Below are 17,167 nucleotides of genomic sequence, written 5' to 3' on the forward strand. Positions count from 1 at the left end.
GACAGCCAATCTAGACGATCACGAATCTTCTGGAGTGATTCAGACATTGTTCCGTTATCGACAGGTTCGTAGCATCGTGGTCATGCCCGCATACGTCATCCTCGGCGGCACCGGAAAAGTCGGTCGCCGCCTCACCCGCCTGCTCGAACGCGATGGACACCGCGCACGTGCCGCCAGTCGACGAACGCCGATCCGTTTCGACTGGAGCGACGACTCCACATGGTCATCCGCCCTCGAGGGCGCGGACGGCATCTTCATCGTCGGCCCCGGCTCCGCCACCGACTGGAGCGAGCTCCTCCACCGCCTTCTCGATGTCGCCGCAGAGGCGGGAGTCGCGCACGCCGTGCTGCTCTCCGCCCGGGGAGTCGAGTTCCACCCGGGCGGCGCCGTCGATATGGCCGAACGCACGCTCCGATCCGGCCCGCTGATGTGGACGATCCTGCGGCCGGCGCACTTCGCGCAGAACTTCACCGAGGCCATGTTCGCACCGGTGGACGGACGCATCGTCGCCCCGGTCGGCGACGGCGCCGAGCCGTTCATCGATGTCGACGACCTCGCGGAGGTCGCGGCCGTCGTGCTCACCGATCGAGGCCACGACAACAAGACGCTTGCGCTCTCCGGGCCCGAAGCGATCACCTTCGCAGACGCAGCGGACACGCTCCGTGAGATCAGCAGCGCCCCCGTGCTGTTCGTCGATGAAGCCGACGATGCGCACGTCGACCGCCTTCGCGCGGCAGGGACACCCGAGGGCTACATCCGCTGGCGCATGGCGATGCTCCGCGGCATCCGCTCCGGCGCGGACGCGTACACCTCCGACGGCGTGGCCCACGTTCTCGGCCGACCGGCCACCACGTTCAGAGCATGGGCGATCCGAGAGGCGACCCACCTCGGGGTCGCGCACCGCACGGAATGAAGGAGATCTCGCGATCTGAAGGAGCACCTTCGCGAGCAGGCCCTTCAGACAGCGAGATCTCCTTCAGAACGCGAGCGGATGCTGCGCCTCAGGTCAGCTGCTGACGACCCAGTCGAACTGGTCGCCGTTCTCCTCGAGCCAGGCGTCGACGGCTTCGGCCTCGCGACCCTCGCCGTACTCGTTCACGACCAGGTCCTCCAGCGAGCCGTACTGCTCGTCATCCAGCACGATCTTCGAGATCAGGTCGGCGGCCTCGGGGAACTCCTCCGCGAAGCCCTTCGTGCCGAGGAAGTGCAGGCCCTCGGCCTCGCCCATCGCCCCCTTCGGGTCTTCGAGGTCCTTCACGGGGAAGGCGTCGTTGGCCCAGAACGGACGCCAGAGCGTGACCGCGATGTCCTGCTTCTTCTCGGTCGCCGACTTCAGCTCGGTGAGCATCGCCGCGGTCGAGGAGGTGACGAGCTCGTACTGGCTGTCGAGGCCATACTCCGGCAGCATCTTCTGCGTCTGCGCGGTGAGGCCGGCACCCGGCTCGATGCCGTAGATCTTGCCGCCGAGGTCAGCTCCCGCGAGGTCGTCGATCGTCTCGAGCTCGGAGTACTCCGGCACCGCGATCGTCAGCCGCGCGTTGTCGTAGTACGTGCCGAGGTCCTCGATCGATTCGCCGTAGGTCTTCATGTACTCGGCGTGCGTGACCTCGGGCCAGGCCGACGGGAACAGGTCGACGTCGCCCTGCGCGAGCCCCGTGTACAGCGGGCCCGCCTCGGTGAGCGTCTTGAGCTCGACGTCGTAGCCGATCTTCTCGAGCTGGTCCTGCAGCAGGTACGCGGTGCTGAGGCCGTCAGTCCACGACGGCAGGAACCCGAGCGTGATGGTGCCCTTGTCACCTCCGCCGCCGGCGCTGCCGCCTCCGCCGAGCTCGATCGTGCCGCCCGCGCCATCGCTCGCGCAGCCACTGAGGGCGAGTGCTCCCGCGGCGCCGATGGCCGCGATGGTGATGATCCTGCGCTTACGCATTCTGGAGCTCCTTCTCTTCGACGGGCTTCTCGGGCGCCTCGGCGACGGGGGCGGATGCCGTGGCGGCGGCATCCGACTGACGCTGCGCGCCACGACGGCGGACGACCGCCAGCAGGGATGCCGGGTTCTGCCCGAGCGTGCCGAGCGCGGCGGTGACGCGGTCGAGGAAGACCGCGATCAGCACGACGCCGAGGCCGGCCTCCACGCCCTTGGCGATGTTCACGGTCGAGATGGCTTCGACGACCATCTTCCCGAGCCCGTCTGCTCCCGCCATCCCGGCGATGACCGCCATGGAGAGCGCGAGCATGATGACCTGGTTGATGCCGGCGAGGATCGTCGGCATCGCGAGCGGAAGCTGGATGCCGCGCAGGATCTGCCCCGGCTTCGCGCCGAAGGCCTGCCCGGCCTCGACGGTCTCGGAGTCGACACCGCGGATGCCGAGCTCGGTCAGTCGCACGCCCGGAGGCAGCGCGAAGATGACCGTGGCGACGAGTCCGGGGACGACGCCGATGCTGAAGAACACGATCGCGGGGATCAGGTACACGAACGCGGGCATGGTCTGCATGAAGTCGAGCACGGGCTTCAGCACCGCGCGGACCGTGGCGTTGCGCGCCGACCAGATGCCGAGCGGCACGGCGATCACGACGGCGACGAGTGCGGCGACCAGCACGAGGCCGAGCGTCTGCATCGCGGGGACCCACAGGCCCATCGCGACGATCAGCGTGAACGAGACGACCGTGCCGATCGCCAGCTGCCACGAGCGCACCGTCCACGCGATGAGCGCGGCGAGCGCGATCACGACGAAGAAGTAGGGGAGCAGGAGCAGCGAGGTGAGTCCGTCGACGAGGAACGTCACCACGAACGAGACGACGTCGAGCAGGCCGTCGAGGTTGACCTTGACCCAGTCGACGCCGGCTTCGACCCAGCTGCCGAGGGGAATGCGGAAACCATCCATCAGCGCACCTCCTCGATCGTGTTCTGCGTGTGCGTGTCGGAGAACGGCTCCTGGGTCCCTGAGTACGGGTCCTGGGTCCCTGAGCTTGTCGAAGGGTCCGTCCATCCGTCGTCGAGCACGGCGTCGATCTCCGCCTGCGGCATGGGCATCAGCGGGAGGATGATCTCCTCGGTGGCGCCCGGCCCGGGGCCGAGGGCGGCGAGCAGGGTCACGCGCGGGATGACGCCGACGAGCCGGCCCTCGGCATCCGTCACCGCCAGCGGCAGCGGCGACTCGACCGCCGGAACGAACAGGTTCATCAGGACCTCGTCCTCGCGGACGCTCTGCAGCACGGGCTTGAGCACCGAGTCGAGCCTCGTCGCACCGGAGCGCACGAGCTTCACGGCATCCCGGTCGGTCACGACGCCGAGCAGCTGCCGGTCGCGGCCGACGACGTACGTCGCCGACATGTAGGCGTCGCGCATCTGGCGGAGCGCGGTGCGGGGGCCGGCCGTCTCGGGGACCACGGGGCGCGGACGCTCCATGACGTTCGCGGCGGTGAGCACGCGAGCGCGGTCGACGTCCTGCACGAACTGCTCGACGTAGTCGTTCGCCGGGTCCATCAGGATGTCCTCCGGCGTGCCGATCTGCACGATGCGGCCGTCGCGCATCACGGCGATGCGGTCGCCGAGGAACATGGCCTCGTTCAGGTCGTGGGTGATGAAGACGATCGTCTTCTGGAGCTTCTCCTGGAGTTCGAGCAGCTGCTCCTGCATCTCGCGGCGGATGAGCGGGTCGAGCGCGCTGAACGCCTCGTCCATGAGCAGGATGTCGCTGTCGGCGGCGAGCGCACGGGCGATGCCGACGCGCTGCTGCATGCCACCGGAGAGCTCGGACGGCATCTTGTCGCCCTGGCCTTCGAGGCCGACGAGCGCGAGGATCTCCTCGGCCTTCGCGAGACGCTCGGCCTTGCCCACTCCCTTGAGCTCGAGCGGGTAGGCGACATTCGCGGCGACCGTGCGGTGCGGCAGCAGCGCGAAGTGCTGGAACACCATCGAGATGCGATCACGACGGATCTCGCGCAGCTGCGATCCCGGGATGCCGGTGATCGGTTCGCCGCTCACCGTGACGGTGCCGGAGGTCGCGTCATGCAGACCGTTGAGCATCCGGATGATGGTGGACTTACCGGAACCGGACAGGCCCATGATGACGAAGATCTCACCGCGGTTGACGGTGAAGCTCGCGTCGATGACGGCTGCCGTGCCCGCGTCATCGACGGCGGTGCGGCTCTCACCGGCCTTCAGACGACGGACAGCCTGGCTCGGATTCTTCCCGAACACTTTGAACAGATTGCGCGCTTCAAGAGCGATTTCGGACACGTTTCCCCCGCGGCTCGGCCTCGGGTGGCTGAGCCTGCTTCGGTTACGCCCGGGTGATCCTCACGAGGCCGTTCGACATGACTGCTGTGGCGGCACGGGCAGCGGATTTCGGATCCGCCGCAGAGAGCATCGACCGTACGTCCACGCCTCTTCGCAGCACAGCTCATCGAAAGAAGGACGTGGTCGCGGACTGGTCTTTCGGGCCAGAAGACCCACAGACCAACGTAACGAAATGGCTGATCAGGGGCAAATCCGTGGCCGCAGGACCGCCCGGGTTTCCCCTGCTGACCGGGGGATTGGTCATATGTTCAGCGACGGATGCTGCGCGTCACGGTGAACTTGGACGTGCGGTGCAGCTGCTCGGTCGGCCCGATGATCCGGGCGAGCTCGGCACGGTATCCGAGCGAGGAGTTGAACACCGTGAAGAGCTCCGCACCCGGGTGGAGGATACGCGCGGCAGCCTCGAACAGACGGGTCGCCGCACCGGTGTGGACGCTGGTTCCGAGGTGGAACGGCGGGTTGAGCAGCACGACGTCGGCACTCGCATCCGCGAGCTCGGATCCGGCGTCGTCGTGCATGACGATGACGCGGTCGGCGACGCCGTTCGCGAAGGCGGTCGCGCGAGCGGAGGCCACGGCCGCCGCCGACCGGTCGGTCGCGACGACCCGGTCCTGGGTGTGCGCGAGCGCCCACGACGCGGCGAGCGCACCGGTGCCGCACCCGAGGTCGATCACAGTCCGCGACGCTTCGACGGGCTCAGCGACCCATCCTGCGGGCCCCTGAGCTTTGGGTCCCTGAGCGCTGGGCCCCTGAGCGCTGGGCCCCTGAGCTTGTCGAAGGGCCGCACCCCCGTGCACAACTCCGCCAGAACTGTCGTGCTCGGCCCCGTTCGGCCGCTTTTCCGACCGAGCCCCGTCGTTCTTGCTGAGTTGTGCACCACTGAGTCCGAGCACCTCCAGCAGCGCCCGCGTGCCGATGTCGAGGCGCGGACCGGCGAACGCGCCGCCGTGGGCGACGAGGGTCAGTCCGTCGTGCGCGGCGGTCACCGGGAACGGCGGCTCGACCGGCACAGGAAGGGCCTCGGAGGCGACCACGAGCCGCGACTTCCGCTCGGCTCGCTCGGCCTGCACGTGCGCGAAACGGCGGCCGAGCACCTCGTTCTGCCCGAGGGTCATGTGCTTCACGCGACCCCCGGCGACGAGCACGACGTCGGGCGCGGCCCAGCGGGCGACGGCATCCGCGATCTCCTCGAGCTCGGTGAGCGACTTCGGCAGCTGCAGCAGCACGAGCCGCGCACCGGTGAGCAGTTCGGGGCCGAGCTCGTGCGAGGCGAAGAGCGCCGGAGAACCCAGATCATTCGGAGCGGTGGCGGCGCGTCCGGCATCGACACCCCGAGGGGATGCGGATTCGTCTGCGTTTCCCGCGGCGAACCCCGAGAGTCCGAGTTCCTCGGCATTGCGCGCGAGCGCGCGGCGCCCGGTCGCGAGGTCCTGATGCACGCGGATGCCGTGGCGCCCGGCATCCGCCAGAGCCAGGGTGATCGCGCCGTAGTCGTCGCCGATCACGGCGATCTCGGAGCCGGGAAGCCCGAGCGCGAGCGCCCGTTCGACGAGCAGGATGTCAGTGACGTCGTGCGCCTGGAGGTTCTCCGCTTCGACATCCGGCCGGCGGCGCAGGCGACTGTAGGGGAACTCCGGCACCAGCCCACTGTACGCGGCGCCCGTAAGGATTCCGCATGCGTTTTTTCGCACTATTCACAACTTTATGAAACGGGCGTAGCGTCGCCGCCATGACCACAGTCATCGACACCCGGAGCCTCACCAAGCACTACGGTCACGTCCACGCCCTCGACGGACTCGACCTCACCGTCGAGCACGGGCAGGTGCACGGCTTCCTCGGCCCGAACGGCGCGGGGAAGTCGACGACGATCCGCATCCTCCTCGGTCTCGCACGGCGTACGAGCGGCGAAGCGGCCGTGTTCGGCGAGGACCCGTGGAACCGCGCCGTCGACCTGCACCGCCGTATCGCCTACGTCCCCGGCGACGTCAGCGTGTGGCCTACGCTCTCGGGCGGTGAAGCCGTCGATCTGCTCGCCCGACTGCGCGGTGCGCACACGAAGGATGCCGCGTACCAGCACGAGAAGACGCGGCTCATGGACGCGTTCCAGTTCGATCCGCGCAAGAAGGGCCGCGCGTACTCGAAGGGCAACCGGCAGAAGGTCGCCCTCATCGCCGCGTTCGCGGTGCCCGCCGATCTCTACATCCTCGACGAGCCGACCAGCGGCCTGGATCCCCTCATGGCGGTGATCTTCCAGCGCGAGGTCGCCCGAGCCCACGCGAACGGCGCGACCGTGCTGCTGTCGAGCCACATCATGAGCGAGGTCGAGCAGCTGTGCGACCGGGTGTCGATCATCCGCGCCGGCCGCATCGTCGAGAGCGGCACCCTCGCCGGGCTGCGGCATCTCACCCGTAGCGACGTGTCGTTCACGGCATCCGGCATCTCGCTCGACCAGGTCGCCGGGATCCCCGACGTCCACGATCCGACGGTGCAGAACGACCGCATCCGCGTCACGGTCGACAGCGATCGCACCGCGGCCGTTCTTCCTGCGCTCGCGGCCCTCGGGATCAGCGACCTCCGCGTCGCGCCGCCATCGCTCGAGGAGCTGTTCCTCCGCCACTACGGCGACGACCTCGCGGCGCTCGAAGCCGCAGAGGAGGGCCCGACGGACGACGCCCGGCCGCAGACCCGCCGTGCGCGCCGCGCGAAGGAGCAGGCGTGATGTCGACCTTCGGCGTGCTGCTGCGGCAGCGCATCCGGCGCGACTGGCTCCAGCTCACCCTGTGGATCCTCGGCACCGCGGCGATGGCGGGCGCCGGATACGCCGGTGTCACCCAGTCGTACTCGACCCTCGAGGACCGGCAGAACATCCTGGCCGCGGCGCTCGCGAACCCGGTGATCCTGATGTTCCGCGGGCTGCCGTCGGGCACGTCGGAGGGAGCGTTCCTGGCGTTCGAGATCCTGCCCTGGCTCGCGCTGCTCGCGGCGCTGATGAGCACGTTCCTCGCCGTCCGGCACACGCGCGGAGACGAGGAGGCGGGACGCTCGGAGCTCGTCTGGGCGACCCCGGCGGGGAGACGGATGCCGACGATCGTGACCATCGTGCACGGCATCCTCGCCAATCTCGTGCTCGCCGTGCTGACCGCTCTGGCACTGCTCGCGACCGGCCTGCCGGCAGCGGGGTCGCTGCTCTCCGGAGCCGCGGCCGGCGCCACCGGCATCGCGTTCCTCGGCATCGGGCTGCTGGCGGCGCAGCTGATGCGCACCTCCCGTGGCGCGAACTCCCTGACCGTGTGGGTGCTCGTGGCGACGTTCCTCATCCGCGGCCTCGGCAACGCGGCCGGCACGCCGGACGACGACCTCTCCGGGATGACGAGCGCCTGGTTCGCGTGGATCTCTCCCTTCGCCTGGGCCGAGCAGACCCGACCGTACGACGCGGACCTCGTGGGACCGGTCTTCCTCGGCCTCGGCCTCGGTCTCGTGCTCGCCACGGCATCCGTCGTGCTGCAGTCCCGCCGCGACATCGACGCGAGCTTCGTCGCCGAGCGCCCCGGTCGGGTGTCGGCGCGGCCCGCCCTCGCCTCTCCCCACGCACTGGCGTGGCGGCTCACCTCGGGCGCGATCGTCGGTTGGGCGGTCGGCGGAGCGGTCACCGGCATCCTCGCCACCACCCTCAGCGGTCTCGTCGACCAGATCTCGGGCGAGAACCCGGCCGTCGCCGACATCCTGAAGAAGATCGGCGGCGCGACCGGCGGGCTCGACGAGGTCGTGATCACGGTGTTCTTCACCCTGCTCGGCATCCTCGCCGCGTGCTGCGCCGTGCAGACGGTCGTGCGCGCGCGGCAGGAGGAGGCCCGCGGCACGGCGGAAGCCGTGCTGGCCACTCCCGTCGGTCGCGTGCGCTGGCTCGCCGACTACGTGATCGTCGGCACGATCGCCGTGCTGATCGTCGTCGCCGCGGCCGTCCTGGCTGGCTGGGCCGGGATCCGGGCGACGGATGCCGACGACTCGCTGTACCGGATCGTCGCGGTCGCGGGACTCGGGCAGGCGATCGCCGCGTCGGTGTTCACCGTGCTCACCGCGCTGGTGTTCGTGCTCGTGCCGCGCGCCACGATCGGCGTGGCCTGGACCCTCGTGCTCGTCGCGACCATGCTCGGGATGTTCGGCCCCCTGTTCGGCCTCCCGGAGTGGACCGCGAACATCTCCCCGTTCGCCGTGACCCCGGTGGTCGACGGCGAGGGCGTCGATGTGCGCGGACTCTGGTGGCTCGTGCTGGCCGTGGGCGCGGGACTCGCAGCATCCCTCTCGCTCATGCGACGCCGCGAGCTCGCGACGGGCGGCTGAGCATGCGGACGAGGGGAGCGTGATGGCGGACGACGAGCGGGCGGATGCGGCGGCGTCCGCGACGGGTGCGCACCGCGCGATCGGTCCCGCCGAGCAGGCCGCGGCGATGCTGACAGCCGCGGGGATGTCGCGCATGCCGGCCCGCGTGATGATGGCTCTCGTCGCCGCCCCCGACGGCGGTTACACGGCCGCCCAGATCGGCGACCGGCTCGGGGTCTCGGCAGCAGCGGTGTCGGGTGCCGTCCGCTACCTGCAGCGGCTGCACTTCATCCAGCGCCGATCCTCGCCGGGCGATCGCCGCGACCGCTACGAGTTCGTGCACGACACCTTCGCGAGCTCGATGGCCGGGAACGTGCCCGTCTACACGAGCCTCGCCGGGTACATCGACGACATCGCCGCCGAACACGACGACGACCCGGGCGCTCAGGACCGGGCCGTCGAGCTCGCCGAGTTCTTCCGGTACCTCTCCGCCCGGATGCCGCAGATCGTCGAGGAGTGGCGCGCGCTGCGCCGCGACATCACGGCCTGAGCGACCCGTTCTGCGTTCAGGCCCTTGCGGATGACACGCGAACGAAACACAATGGACATCAAATAGATCACTTTGAGCTGTTTGATAGGTGCATCGACGCACGAGGAGCATCCGCATGACCCTGACCATCGCCGGACTTCAGCATCACGGCACGCCCGGCGATGTCGATGCCAACCTCGCCGTCGTCGCCGCGGCCGCCGGCGAAGCGGCTGCGAGAGGCGCGCGCATCCTCGTCACCCCCGAGATGTTCGTCACGGGCTACAACATCGGCGATCGCCTGGCACCGCTGGCGACGCCGGGCCTCGTCGACCGGATCACCCGCATCGCCCTGGACAGCGGGATCGCCATCGTCGCCGGCCTCCCGGAGACGCTCGAAGACGGCAGCATCACGAATTCCCTGGTGATGGTCGACCGCGACGGCACCGAGCTGCTGCGCTACCGCAAGACCCACCTCTTCGGCGCGCTCGACCGCAGCCTGTTCACGCAGGGCGACACGCTCCCCGGCATCGTCGAGATCGATGGCGCGCGGGTGTCGGTGCTGATCTGCTACGACGTCGAGTTCCCCGAGACCGTGCGTCGGGCCGCCATCGGCGGCGCGGATGCCGTCATCGTGCCGACCGCGCAGATGGAGCCCTTCGCGCACATCGCCGAGCGGCTCATCCCGGTGCGTGCGTGGGAGAACCAGATCCACGTGATCTATGTCAACCGCGTCGGCGTCGAAGGCGATCTCACCTACGTCGGACGCAGCAGCATCGTCGCTCCCGACGGCGAGGCGCTCGCCACCCTCGGCGCGACGGACATCGGCCTCATGATCGCCACGATCGATCCCGATGCGACCCGGCGAGCCCGGCAGGAGAATCCGTACCTCGCCGACCGTCGACCCGAGCTCTACTGAACGCCCTCCCCTTCCGCGTCCGCCACCGGACCCTCTGCGAAAGCGACACCATGACCGTCTCCCCTCTCGTCGAGCCGCGACAGCGCCTCGACGGCCAGCTCGGCACCGGCGCCATCGTCTTCATGGTCATCGCCGCGGCCGCTCCCCTCACCGTCATCGGCGGCAACGTCCCCATCGCCATCGGCGCGGGCAACGGACCAGGGGCGCCGATCGGCTTCGCGCTCGCCGCCGTCATCCTGCTCGTCTTCTCCGTGGGCTTCGTCACCATGACGCCCTTCGTGAAGGAGGCCGGCGCGTTCTTCTCGTACGTGACCGCGGGCCTCGGCTCGCGACTCGGACTGGGCTCCGCCTTCACCGCCCTGGTCGCCTACACCGCGATCCAGGTCGGCATCTACGGATACATGGGCTGGGCGGTCGACGATCTCGTCACGTTCTTCGGCGGCCCGAGCTTGCCGTGGTGGCTGTACTCCTTCGCGACGATGGCGATCGTCGCGGTGCTCGGATATCGCCACATCGATCTGAGCGCCAAGGTCCTCGGGGTGGCGCTCGCGCTCGAGATCCTGGTGGTCGTCGTGCTCGATGTGGTCATCTTCGCGACCGGCGGCGCCGAGGGCATCGCGCTGGAGACCTTCGACCCGTCGTACGTCTTCTCGGGCGGCATCGGGGTCGCCGTGCTCTTCGCCCTCACCGGGTTCATCGGCTTCGAGGCCACGGCCGTCTTCCGCGACGAAGCCCGCAACCCGGAGAAGACCATCCCGCGTGCGACCTATCTCGCCGTGATCATCATCGGCGTGTTCTACGCCATCTCCTGCTGGGCACTCGTGACCGGCGTCGGAGCGAGCAACGCGGTCGCGGTCGCACAGCAGACGCTCGCCGGCGAGGGCAACCTGCTGCTCGACACCACGACGCAGTACCTCGGCCCGATCCTGCGTGACGTCGTGCAGGTGCTGCTCATCACGAGCCTGTTCGCGTGCGTGCTGTCGTTCCACAACGTGATCGCCCGCTACCAGTTCACGCTCGCGCAGAAGGCCGTGCTCCCCGCGCGACTCGGCCGCCGCCACGCCTCGCACCACTCGCCGGCGTTCTCGTCGGTCGTGCAGACGATCACCGCTGCGGTCCTGCTCGCGGTCCTCGCACTCCTCGGGCTCGATCCGCTGGTCGGCGTGTTCGGCTCGATGGCCGGCGTCGCCACTGTGGGCATGGTGCTGCTCATGCTGACGACGTCGATCGCGGTGCTGGTGTTCTTCCTCCGCCGTCCGGAACTCGTCGCCGGACGCTCCCTGGGCGCGAGGATCTTCCCGATCCTCTCGGTCGTCGGACTCGCCTTCGCACTCTGGCTGGTGCTGTCGAACTTCACACTCGTGACCGGCGGGAGCGTCGCCGTGAGCGTCGCACTCGCGCTCATTCCCGTCGCGGCCATGGTCATCGGTATCGTGTTGGGCAGGCGCTTCCGACTCGACACCCAGCCGGTCGAGGAGACCACGGCGGACTGAGACGCGCCGACCGACACGAGACGGGGGAGTGCGATGGACCTGGCCTCCCCCGCCCTCGGCTCGATCCGCCGCACGACCGCTGTCGACACGGTTCGGGCGCGGATCTCACTCGCCGTCGAGCTCGGCATGCTCTCCCCGGGGCAGCGCCTCCCCGGGCCGGAAGACACGGCACGGGCGTTCGAGGTCAGCGAGATGACGGTGCGGCGCGCCTATCGACTGCTCAGCGACGAGGGCGTCGTAGTGCGACGTCCGGGTCACGCCGGCGGCACGTTCATCGCAGACGCCCCCACCGTCGGCACCGTGGTCGAGATCGACGCGTACCGAGCGGATGCCGCGCACGTTCACGCGCTCATCGATCAGCGCGCCACGATCGAGGCGGGGCTCGCAGCCCTCGTGAGCACGCGTCCGGATGAGGACTCGCTGGCGCGCATGGACTCCCTGGTCGAAGACATGCGGAGTGCGGCGGACTGGACCGGCTTCCGTACCGCCGACAGCGCCTTCCACGCCGCCCTCGCCGAAGCATCCGGTGTCAGCGGCGCGGCCGAGCTCCACCACCGGGTGTCCCACGAGCTCTACGCGTACTTCATCCCGTACCGGATCGACTACCTCCGCGCCTCGAACGATGAGCACGCCCGCCTGGTCGCAGCCCTTCGGGCGCAGGATGCCGCGACGGCGAGCCGTCTCGCCTTCGACCACGTCGCCGAGCTGCACGCCTCGATGTACGTCGGCCTCCCCCGCACCTGACGCCCCACCTCCGGCATCCGCCGGCCCTCGCCCCCCGGCATCCGCCGGCCGTGCACGACTTCGGAGTCCGGACGCGACACGCCGACCGACCGGCCGCCGTGTCGGCGCGCCGCGGGGAATCTCCGAAGTCGTGCAGTCGCCTGCTCCGAAGTCGTGCCCGGCCGACGACATGATCCGCGACGCGGAAGGGGTTGACACCTCGTCGGGTTCTATGGTTAGTTACTCATGTAAGTAACCCACCAACCCCGCGGAGGACTCGTGATCGAAGAAGGCAAGCCGCTCTTCCTCCAGATCGCCGAACAGATCGAGGACTCGATCGTCGACGGTTCCCTCGCCGAGGAGGCCCAGGCGCCGTCGACCAACGAGCTGGCCTCGTTCTACCGGATCAACCCCGCCACCGCAGCGAAGGGAGTCGCCATGCTCACCGACAAGGGAGTGCTCTACAAGCGCCGAGGCATCGGCATGTTCGTCGCCGACGGAGCGAGGGATCTGCTCCTCGGCGAGCGCCGTTCGGCATTCGCCGACCGCTACATCGACCCGCTCCTCGCTGAGGCCCGCACGCTCGGCCTCAGCCCCGACGACCTCGCGGCCCTGCTCCGGCAGCGCGCCGCACAGACGACCCGGGAGACCCCGGCCACCATCGCAGAAGGGAAGACCCCCGCATGACCGCCGTCATCGAGGTGCAGAACCTCAGCAAGCGCTACAAGGAGAAGCGAGCGCTCGACAACGTCTCGCTCAGCATCGAGGGAAACGCCATCTACGGCCTGCTCGGCCGCAACGGCGCCGGCAAGACCACGCTCATGTCGATCCTCACCGCGCAGAACTTCGAGTCCTCCGGCACCGTCAAGGTCTTCGGCGAGCACCCGTACGAGAACGCGCACGTCCTCGGCCGGATCTGCTTCGTCCGCGAGAGCCAGAAGTACCCCGACGACGCCTACCCGAAGCACGCGTTCAAGGCGGCGCGCCTGTTCTTCCCGAACTGGGACCAGGCGTTCGCCGACGAACTCGTCTCCGAGTTCCAGCTGCCCATGAAGCAGACGATCAAGAAGCTGTCCCGCGGTCAGCTCTCCGCGGTCGGCGTGATCATCGGTCTCGCCTCCCGCGCCGAGATCACCTTCTTCGACGAGCCGTATCTCGGGCTCGACGCCGTCGCCCGGCAGATCTTCTACGATCGCCTCGTCGAGGACTACGCCGAGCACCCGCGCACGATCATCCTGTCGTCGCACCTCATCGACGAGGTCTCGAACCTCATCGAGAAGGTCATCGTGATCGACAACGGCCAGATCCTCCTGAACGAGGACACGGATGCCGTCCGCGAGCGCGCCGTCACCGTCGTGGGCGACGCCGCCAAGGTCGACGCCTGGGTCTCCGGCCGCGAGGTGCTGCACCGCGAGGCTCTCGGCCGCGTGGCATCCGTCACCGTGCTCGGGCGGCTCTCCGCCGAGGAGCGGGCCGAGGTCACGGCATCCGGGCTGGACCTCGCTCCGGTCTCGCTGCAGCAGCTGGTCGTCCGACTCACCCAGAAGGCCGAGTCCCGCTCCGCAACCACAGACACCACCACGAAAGAGGAGGTCCGCTGATGCGACGCACGATCAACGTCATCCGCCTGCAGCTGATCAACAAGGGCACCTTCGTCTGGTACCCGTTGATGATCCTCGCGGCGGCGACCCTGATCTCGATCCTGATCTACGCGATGATCCCGGTCGACACCCCGAAGTACGGCGGCGGAGGCCAGGCTCCGCTCTGGTACTTCTTCGCGATCGGGATGTCGGCGATGACCCTGACCTTCCCGTTCTCGCAGGCGATGAGCATCACCCGTCGGGAGTTCTTCTTCGGCACGCTGCTCACCGCGATCCTCGCCAGTGCGCTCATGGGCGTGCTGTTCCTGATCGGCGGCGGCATCGAGGTCGCCACGAACGGCTACGGCGTCAACGGCTACCTGTTCTACCTGCCGTGGCTGTGGAATGCAGGTCCGGGCGGGGCCTTCGTCGTCTTCTTCACCCTCGCGCTCTTCTTCTTCGTGCTCGGCTTCACCGGTGCGACGATCTACAAGAGCTGGGGTCAGCTCGTCCTCATCATCGTGAGCGTCGCGCTCTCCCTCGCGCTGATCGGCCTGGTGTTCCTGGTGACGCGACTGGACCTGTGGAACCACGTAGGCGCGGGGATCATGGACCTCGGCGCGCTCGGGCTCGCGCTCTGGGGTCTCGTCGTCACCGCGGTGCTCACGGCGGTCTCGTTCCTCGCCTTCCGGCGGACGATCCCCTGATCCGCATCGATCCGTCCGACGCCGGTCTCCCCTCGGGGCGGCCGGCGTCGGCGTGTCAGGCGGCACGCGCTACCTGCCATCGGCTCGTGATGCAACCGGGTGTCCGCGGCGGATGCCGACGACTAGCGTCGCTGCACGTGAAGACCTCCCCGCTGCGCACGCGCCGATCCGGCATCGCGCGCTCCCTCCGCGAGGCCGTGCTCCCGGCGCGGCTGCTGTTCGTCGCGAAGACGACGCTCGCCGTCGGGCTCGCCTGGACGATCGCGCCGCACATGCCCGGAGTGACCGACGAGTACCCCTATTACGCTCCCCTCGGCGCGCTGGTGAGCATGTACCCCACCCTGATGGGTTCGGCGAAGACGAGCCTGCAGACGCTGCTCGGACTCGCGACCGGGATCGGCCTCGCGACGCTCGTGATCCTCACGATCGGCCCGACCTGGTGGACCGTCCCGCTCGTCATCGGCGTCGGCGTGCTGCTCTCGGGCACCGGCTGGTTCGGCGCCGGACGCGAGTACGTCCCGATCGCGGCGCTGTTCGTGCTGGTCGTCGGCGGACAGGATGCCGACGACTACTCCCTCGGCTACCTCACGCAGATGGCGGTCGGCGTGGTGATCGGACTCCTGGTGAACGTGCTGATCGCCCCCGCTCCCCTCACGAACGCGGCGGAGGCACGGGTGGATGCCTTCCGCGCACAGCTGGGATCGCACCTGCACGACATCGGCTCCGCGGTGTCGGAATCATGGCCACCCGAGCACCAGCAGTGGGCCGACGATGCCGCCTCCCTCGCGGACACCGCCGCCGAGCTGCGCTCCGAGCTCGCGGAGGCCGACGAGAGCCGCCGTGGCAACCCCCGGGCGTGGGGTCGGCGCGGTGACACGCAGCACATCCACGATGAGTTGGCGACCCTCGACCGGGTCGCGCACCTCATCCGCGACATCTCGGATGCCACGGCCGACACGATCTGGGACCGGCCGGCCGCCCTGCCGCTCGACCCCACCCTGCCGGAGCCCCTGTCAGCCGCCTGTCACGCGGTCGCGGAGGTGATCGCGCAGGAGGATCCCTCGTCGAGCGAGAGTCATCGGGAGCGCGGCGAGGCGGCGCGCGCCATCCGCCGGCTGCTCGAGCAGGTCGACGACCGCACCTTCGACGTGCGCAGCTCCATGGGTCCCGGTGTGCTGACGGCGATGCACCTGCGCCGGATCCTCATCCTCAGCGGAGGCGAAGCGAGGAACCACGACGACTGACCGATGTGTCGGTGTTGAATGGACGCACGACAGAGGGAAGGGAGCGCTCGGATGCCACAGCCGACGAAGCTGCCGCCGGGACAGCGCGCCGTCATCGGCTTTCCCCGGTTCGGCATCGACCTGCATTCGCCTCCTCCGGTGACGGCATCCGAGATCGACATCGAGATCACCGGCGCTGTGACGGGAGCAGCCGCCGTCTCCGATGCCACCCTCGGATCGCTGCCTCGCGCATCGATCGACGCCGACTTCCACTGCGTCGCGGGCTGGTCCGCGACGGGCCTGAGGTGGGAGGGATGGCGCTTCGAAGACGTGCTGAACCAGCTCATCCTTCCGCAGGCCGCCGACGGCGGACGCATCGCCTTCCTCGTCTTCGTCGGAGCGGACGGGTACCGCTCCATCGTGCGGCGGGAGGATGCCGTCGGCGCGAACGTGCTCCTCGCCGATCGGCTCGACGGTGAGCCGCTCGCACCGGAGCACGGCGCCCCCGTCCGACTGGTCAGCCCCGACCAGTACGGGTACATCAACACGAAGCACCTGACACGCATCGAACTGCATGTCGACGAACCCGAAGCCGTGTTCCACCCGCGGCGGAGCGTGCAGCGTGCGCTTCGGGCGGTCCACCCGCATGACAGGGCTCGCGTCTGGCAGGAGGAGCGGCATCGCCACCTTCCGTCGTGGCTCACCCGACCGCTGTACCGCCTCGTGGCGCGGCTTCCTGCTCCGCGTGCCGAACGCTAGGGAGGCAGCGAGAAGCCGCTAGATCGTGTCGTCTGCCGCGATCAGGTCCATCTGCCAGAACCGCCCGTCCGGATCCTCGTCGTCGTGCGCCTCGTCGGCGGCCGACAGTACCTCGTGGATCTTCACCATGACGTCGTCGAACTCCGCCTCGGTGAGTCGGATCGTGCGCTGTGTGAACGCGGCATGGATCTCAGTCGTCCGGCCGGCGACATACTCGGGCGTCCAGGCGATCACGCGCCGGATCAGTTCCTGATGATCGTCGGCGAGCGCCGCGATCACCGCGGTGCCCAGGGCTTCGTCGGCGACGGGGCTCTCCGGGCCGCCGACGTTGAGCGCCCCCTTCCGAGCGGTCCACACCCGGTCGCGGCGGTCGCGCGCCTTCTCCGGCGCCTCCTCGATGAGGCCGGCATCCGCGAGGGTGCGCAGGTGGAAGCTCACGCTGTTCGCCGGAACAGCGAGCTCGGCCGCGGCATCGGCCGCGCGGATGAACTCGCGGCGGGCGATCAGTCGCAGGATGCGGCGCCGCAGCGGATGGGAGTACGCCTTCAGCATCGCCGAGGTCATCCACTGCGGATCCTCGTCCGATCCCGTCACCGCATCCGCCGCCATGTCCCGAT

The 17,167-nt window shown here is 69.2% G+C and carries 17 protein-coding genes; 12 read left to right on the forward strand and 5 right to left on the reverse strand.

Translation table 11 applies throughout. The annotated features are described in order from the left end of the window. Nucleotides 1-82 precede the first annotated feature (82 nt). The gene (locus LBN7_RS08830) at nt 83-913 is read left to right on the forward strand and encodes an NAD(P)H-binding protein (protein ID WP_407361575.1); all 831 of its coding nucleotides are present in this window, start codon (nt 83-85) and stop codon (nt 911-913) included. 93 nt (nt 914-1,006) lie between these two features. On the opposite strand, the gene LBN7_RS08835 is transcribed toward LBN7_RS08830, so the two are convergent. From LBN7_RS08835 to LBN7_RS08850, 4 genes are all read right to left on the reverse strand, one after another. Then, a complete protein-coding gene (locus LBN7_RS08835; protein ID WP_341946806.1) occupies nt 1,007-1,927 on the reverse strand; it encodes a glycine betaine ABC transporter substrate-binding protein in 921 nt (306 codons plus the stop codon). Then, a complete protein-coding gene (locus tag LBN7_RS08840) occupies nt 1,920-2,882 on the reverse strand; it encodes an ABC transporter permease (protein ID WP_407361576.1) in 963 nt (320 codons plus the stop codon). Before LBN7_RS08840 ends, LBN7_RS08835 begins: the two co-directional genes overlap by 8 nt. Then, complete coding sequence (locus LBN7_RS08845; protein WP_407361577.1) at nt 2,882-4,240, reverse strand: glycine betaine/L-proline ABC transporter ATP-binding protein; 1,359 nt, start codon at nt 4,238-4,240, stop codon at nt 2,882-2,884. The genes LBN7_RS08840 and LBN7_RS08845 overlap by 1 nt, the downstream gene beginning before the upstream one ends. A gap of 308 nt (nt 4,241-4,548) precedes the next feature. Further along, nucleotides 4,549-5,940 carry a class I SAM-dependent methyltransferase gene (locus LBN7_RS08850; protein WP_407361578.1) on the reverse strand — a complete coding sequence of 464 codons (1,392 nt, stop codon included), beginning with the start codon at nt 5,938-5,940 and terminating at the stop codon, nt 4,549-4,551. 89 nt (nt 5,941-6,029) lie between these two features. Here LBN7_RS08850 and LBN7_RS08855 point away from each other — a divergent pair, with 89 nt between their 5' ends. From LBN7_RS08855 to LBN7_RS08905, 11 genes are all read left to right on the forward strand, one after another. Next, nucleotides 6,030-7,019 carry an ABC transporter ATP-binding protein gene (locus tag LBN7_RS08855; protein ID WP_407361579.1) on the forward strand — a complete coding sequence of 330 codons (990 nt, stop codon included), beginning with the start codon at nt 6,030-6,032 and terminating at the stop codon, nt 7,017-7,019. After that, a complete protein-coding gene (locus LBN7_RS08860) occupies nt 7,019-8,641 on the forward strand; it encodes an ABC transporter permease (protein WP_407361710.1) in 1,623 nt (540 codons plus the stop codon). The genes LBN7_RS08855 and LBN7_RS08860 overlap by 1 nt, the downstream gene beginning before the upstream one ends. Before the next feature lie 22 nt (nt 8,642-8,663). Next, on the forward strand, nt 8,664-9,170 hold the full coding sequence (locus tag LBN7_RS08865) for a GbsR/MarR family transcriptional regulator (RefSeq protein WP_407361580.1): 507 nt from the start codon (nt 8,664-8,666) through the stop codon (nt 9,168-9,170). 115 nt (nt 9,171-9,285) lie between these two features. After that, the gene (locus tag LBN7_RS08870) at nt 9,286-10,065 is read left to right on the forward strand and encodes a carbon-nitrogen hydrolase family protein (protein WP_407361581.1); all 780 of its coding nucleotides are present in this window, start codon (nt 9,286-9,288) and stop codon (nt 10,063-10,065) included. Nucleotides 10,066-10,115: 50 nt separating this feature from the next. Beyond that, on the forward strand, nt 10,116-11,558 hold the full coding sequence (locus LBN7_RS08875) for an APC family permease (protein ID WP_407361582.1): 1,443 nt from the start codon (nt 10,116-10,118) through the stop codon (nt 11,556-11,558). A gap of 33 nt (nt 11,559-11,591) precedes the next feature. Then, the gene (locus tag LBN7_RS08880; RefSeq protein WP_407361583.1) at nt 11,592-12,302 is read left to right on the forward strand and encodes a FadR/GntR family transcriptional regulator; all 711 of its coding nucleotides are present in this window, start codon (nt 11,592-11,594) and stop codon (nt 12,300-12,302) included. Nucleotides 12,303-12,560: 258 nt separating this feature from the next. Continuing rightward, nucleotides 12,561-12,968, forward strand: coding sequence for a GntR family transcriptional regulator (locus LBN7_RS08885; protein ID WP_116636229.1), 408 nt, complete (start codon nt 12,561-12,563; stop codon nt 12,966-12,968). After that, the gene (locus LBN7_RS08890; protein WP_341946817.1) at nt 12,965-13,882 is read left to right on the forward strand and encodes an ABC transporter ATP-binding protein; all 918 of its coding nucleotides are present in this window, start codon (nt 12,965-12,967) and stop codon (nt 13,880-13,882) included. The genes LBN7_RS08885 and LBN7_RS08890 overlap by 4 nt, the downstream gene beginning before the upstream one ends. Beyond that, complete coding sequence (locus tag LBN7_RS08895) at nt 13,882-14,568, forward strand: hypothetical protein (protein ID WP_407361584.1); 687 nt, start codon at nt 13,882-13,884, stop codon at nt 14,566-14,568. The genes LBN7_RS08890 and LBN7_RS08895 overlap by 1 nt, the downstream gene beginning before the upstream one ends. Before the next feature lie 137 nt (nt 14,569-14,705). Then, complete coding sequence (locus LBN7_RS08900; protein WP_407361585.1) at nt 14,706-15,812, forward strand: aromatic acid exporter family protein; 1,107 nt, start codon at nt 14,706-14,708, stop codon at nt 15,810-15,812. Nucleotides 15,813-15,863: 51 nt separating this feature from the next. Continuing rightward, on the forward strand, nt 15,864-16,550 hold the full coding sequence (locus tag LBN7_RS08905) for a molybdopterin-dependent oxidoreductase (protein ID WP_116636233.1): 687 nt from the start codon (nt 15,864-15,866) through the stop codon (nt 16,548-16,550). An 18-nt stretch (nt 16,551-16,568) separates the two neighbouring features. Here LBN7_RS08905 and LBN7_RS08910 read toward each other — a convergent pair whose 3' ends face one another. After that, entirely contained in the window at nt 16,569-17,159 is a 591-nt protein-coding gene (locus tag LBN7_RS08910; RefSeq protein ID WP_116636234.1) for a helix-turn-helix domain-containing protein, read from the reverse strand. Between the last annotated feature and the right edge of the window lie 8 nt (nt 17,160-17,167).

Origin of the sequence: Microbacterium sp. LBN7 (assembly GCF_045690345.1) — a bacterium.
In the GTDB taxonomy this organism is placed as follows: domain Bacteria; phylum Actinomycetota; class Actinomycetes; order Actinomycetales; family Microbacteriaceae; genus Microbacterium.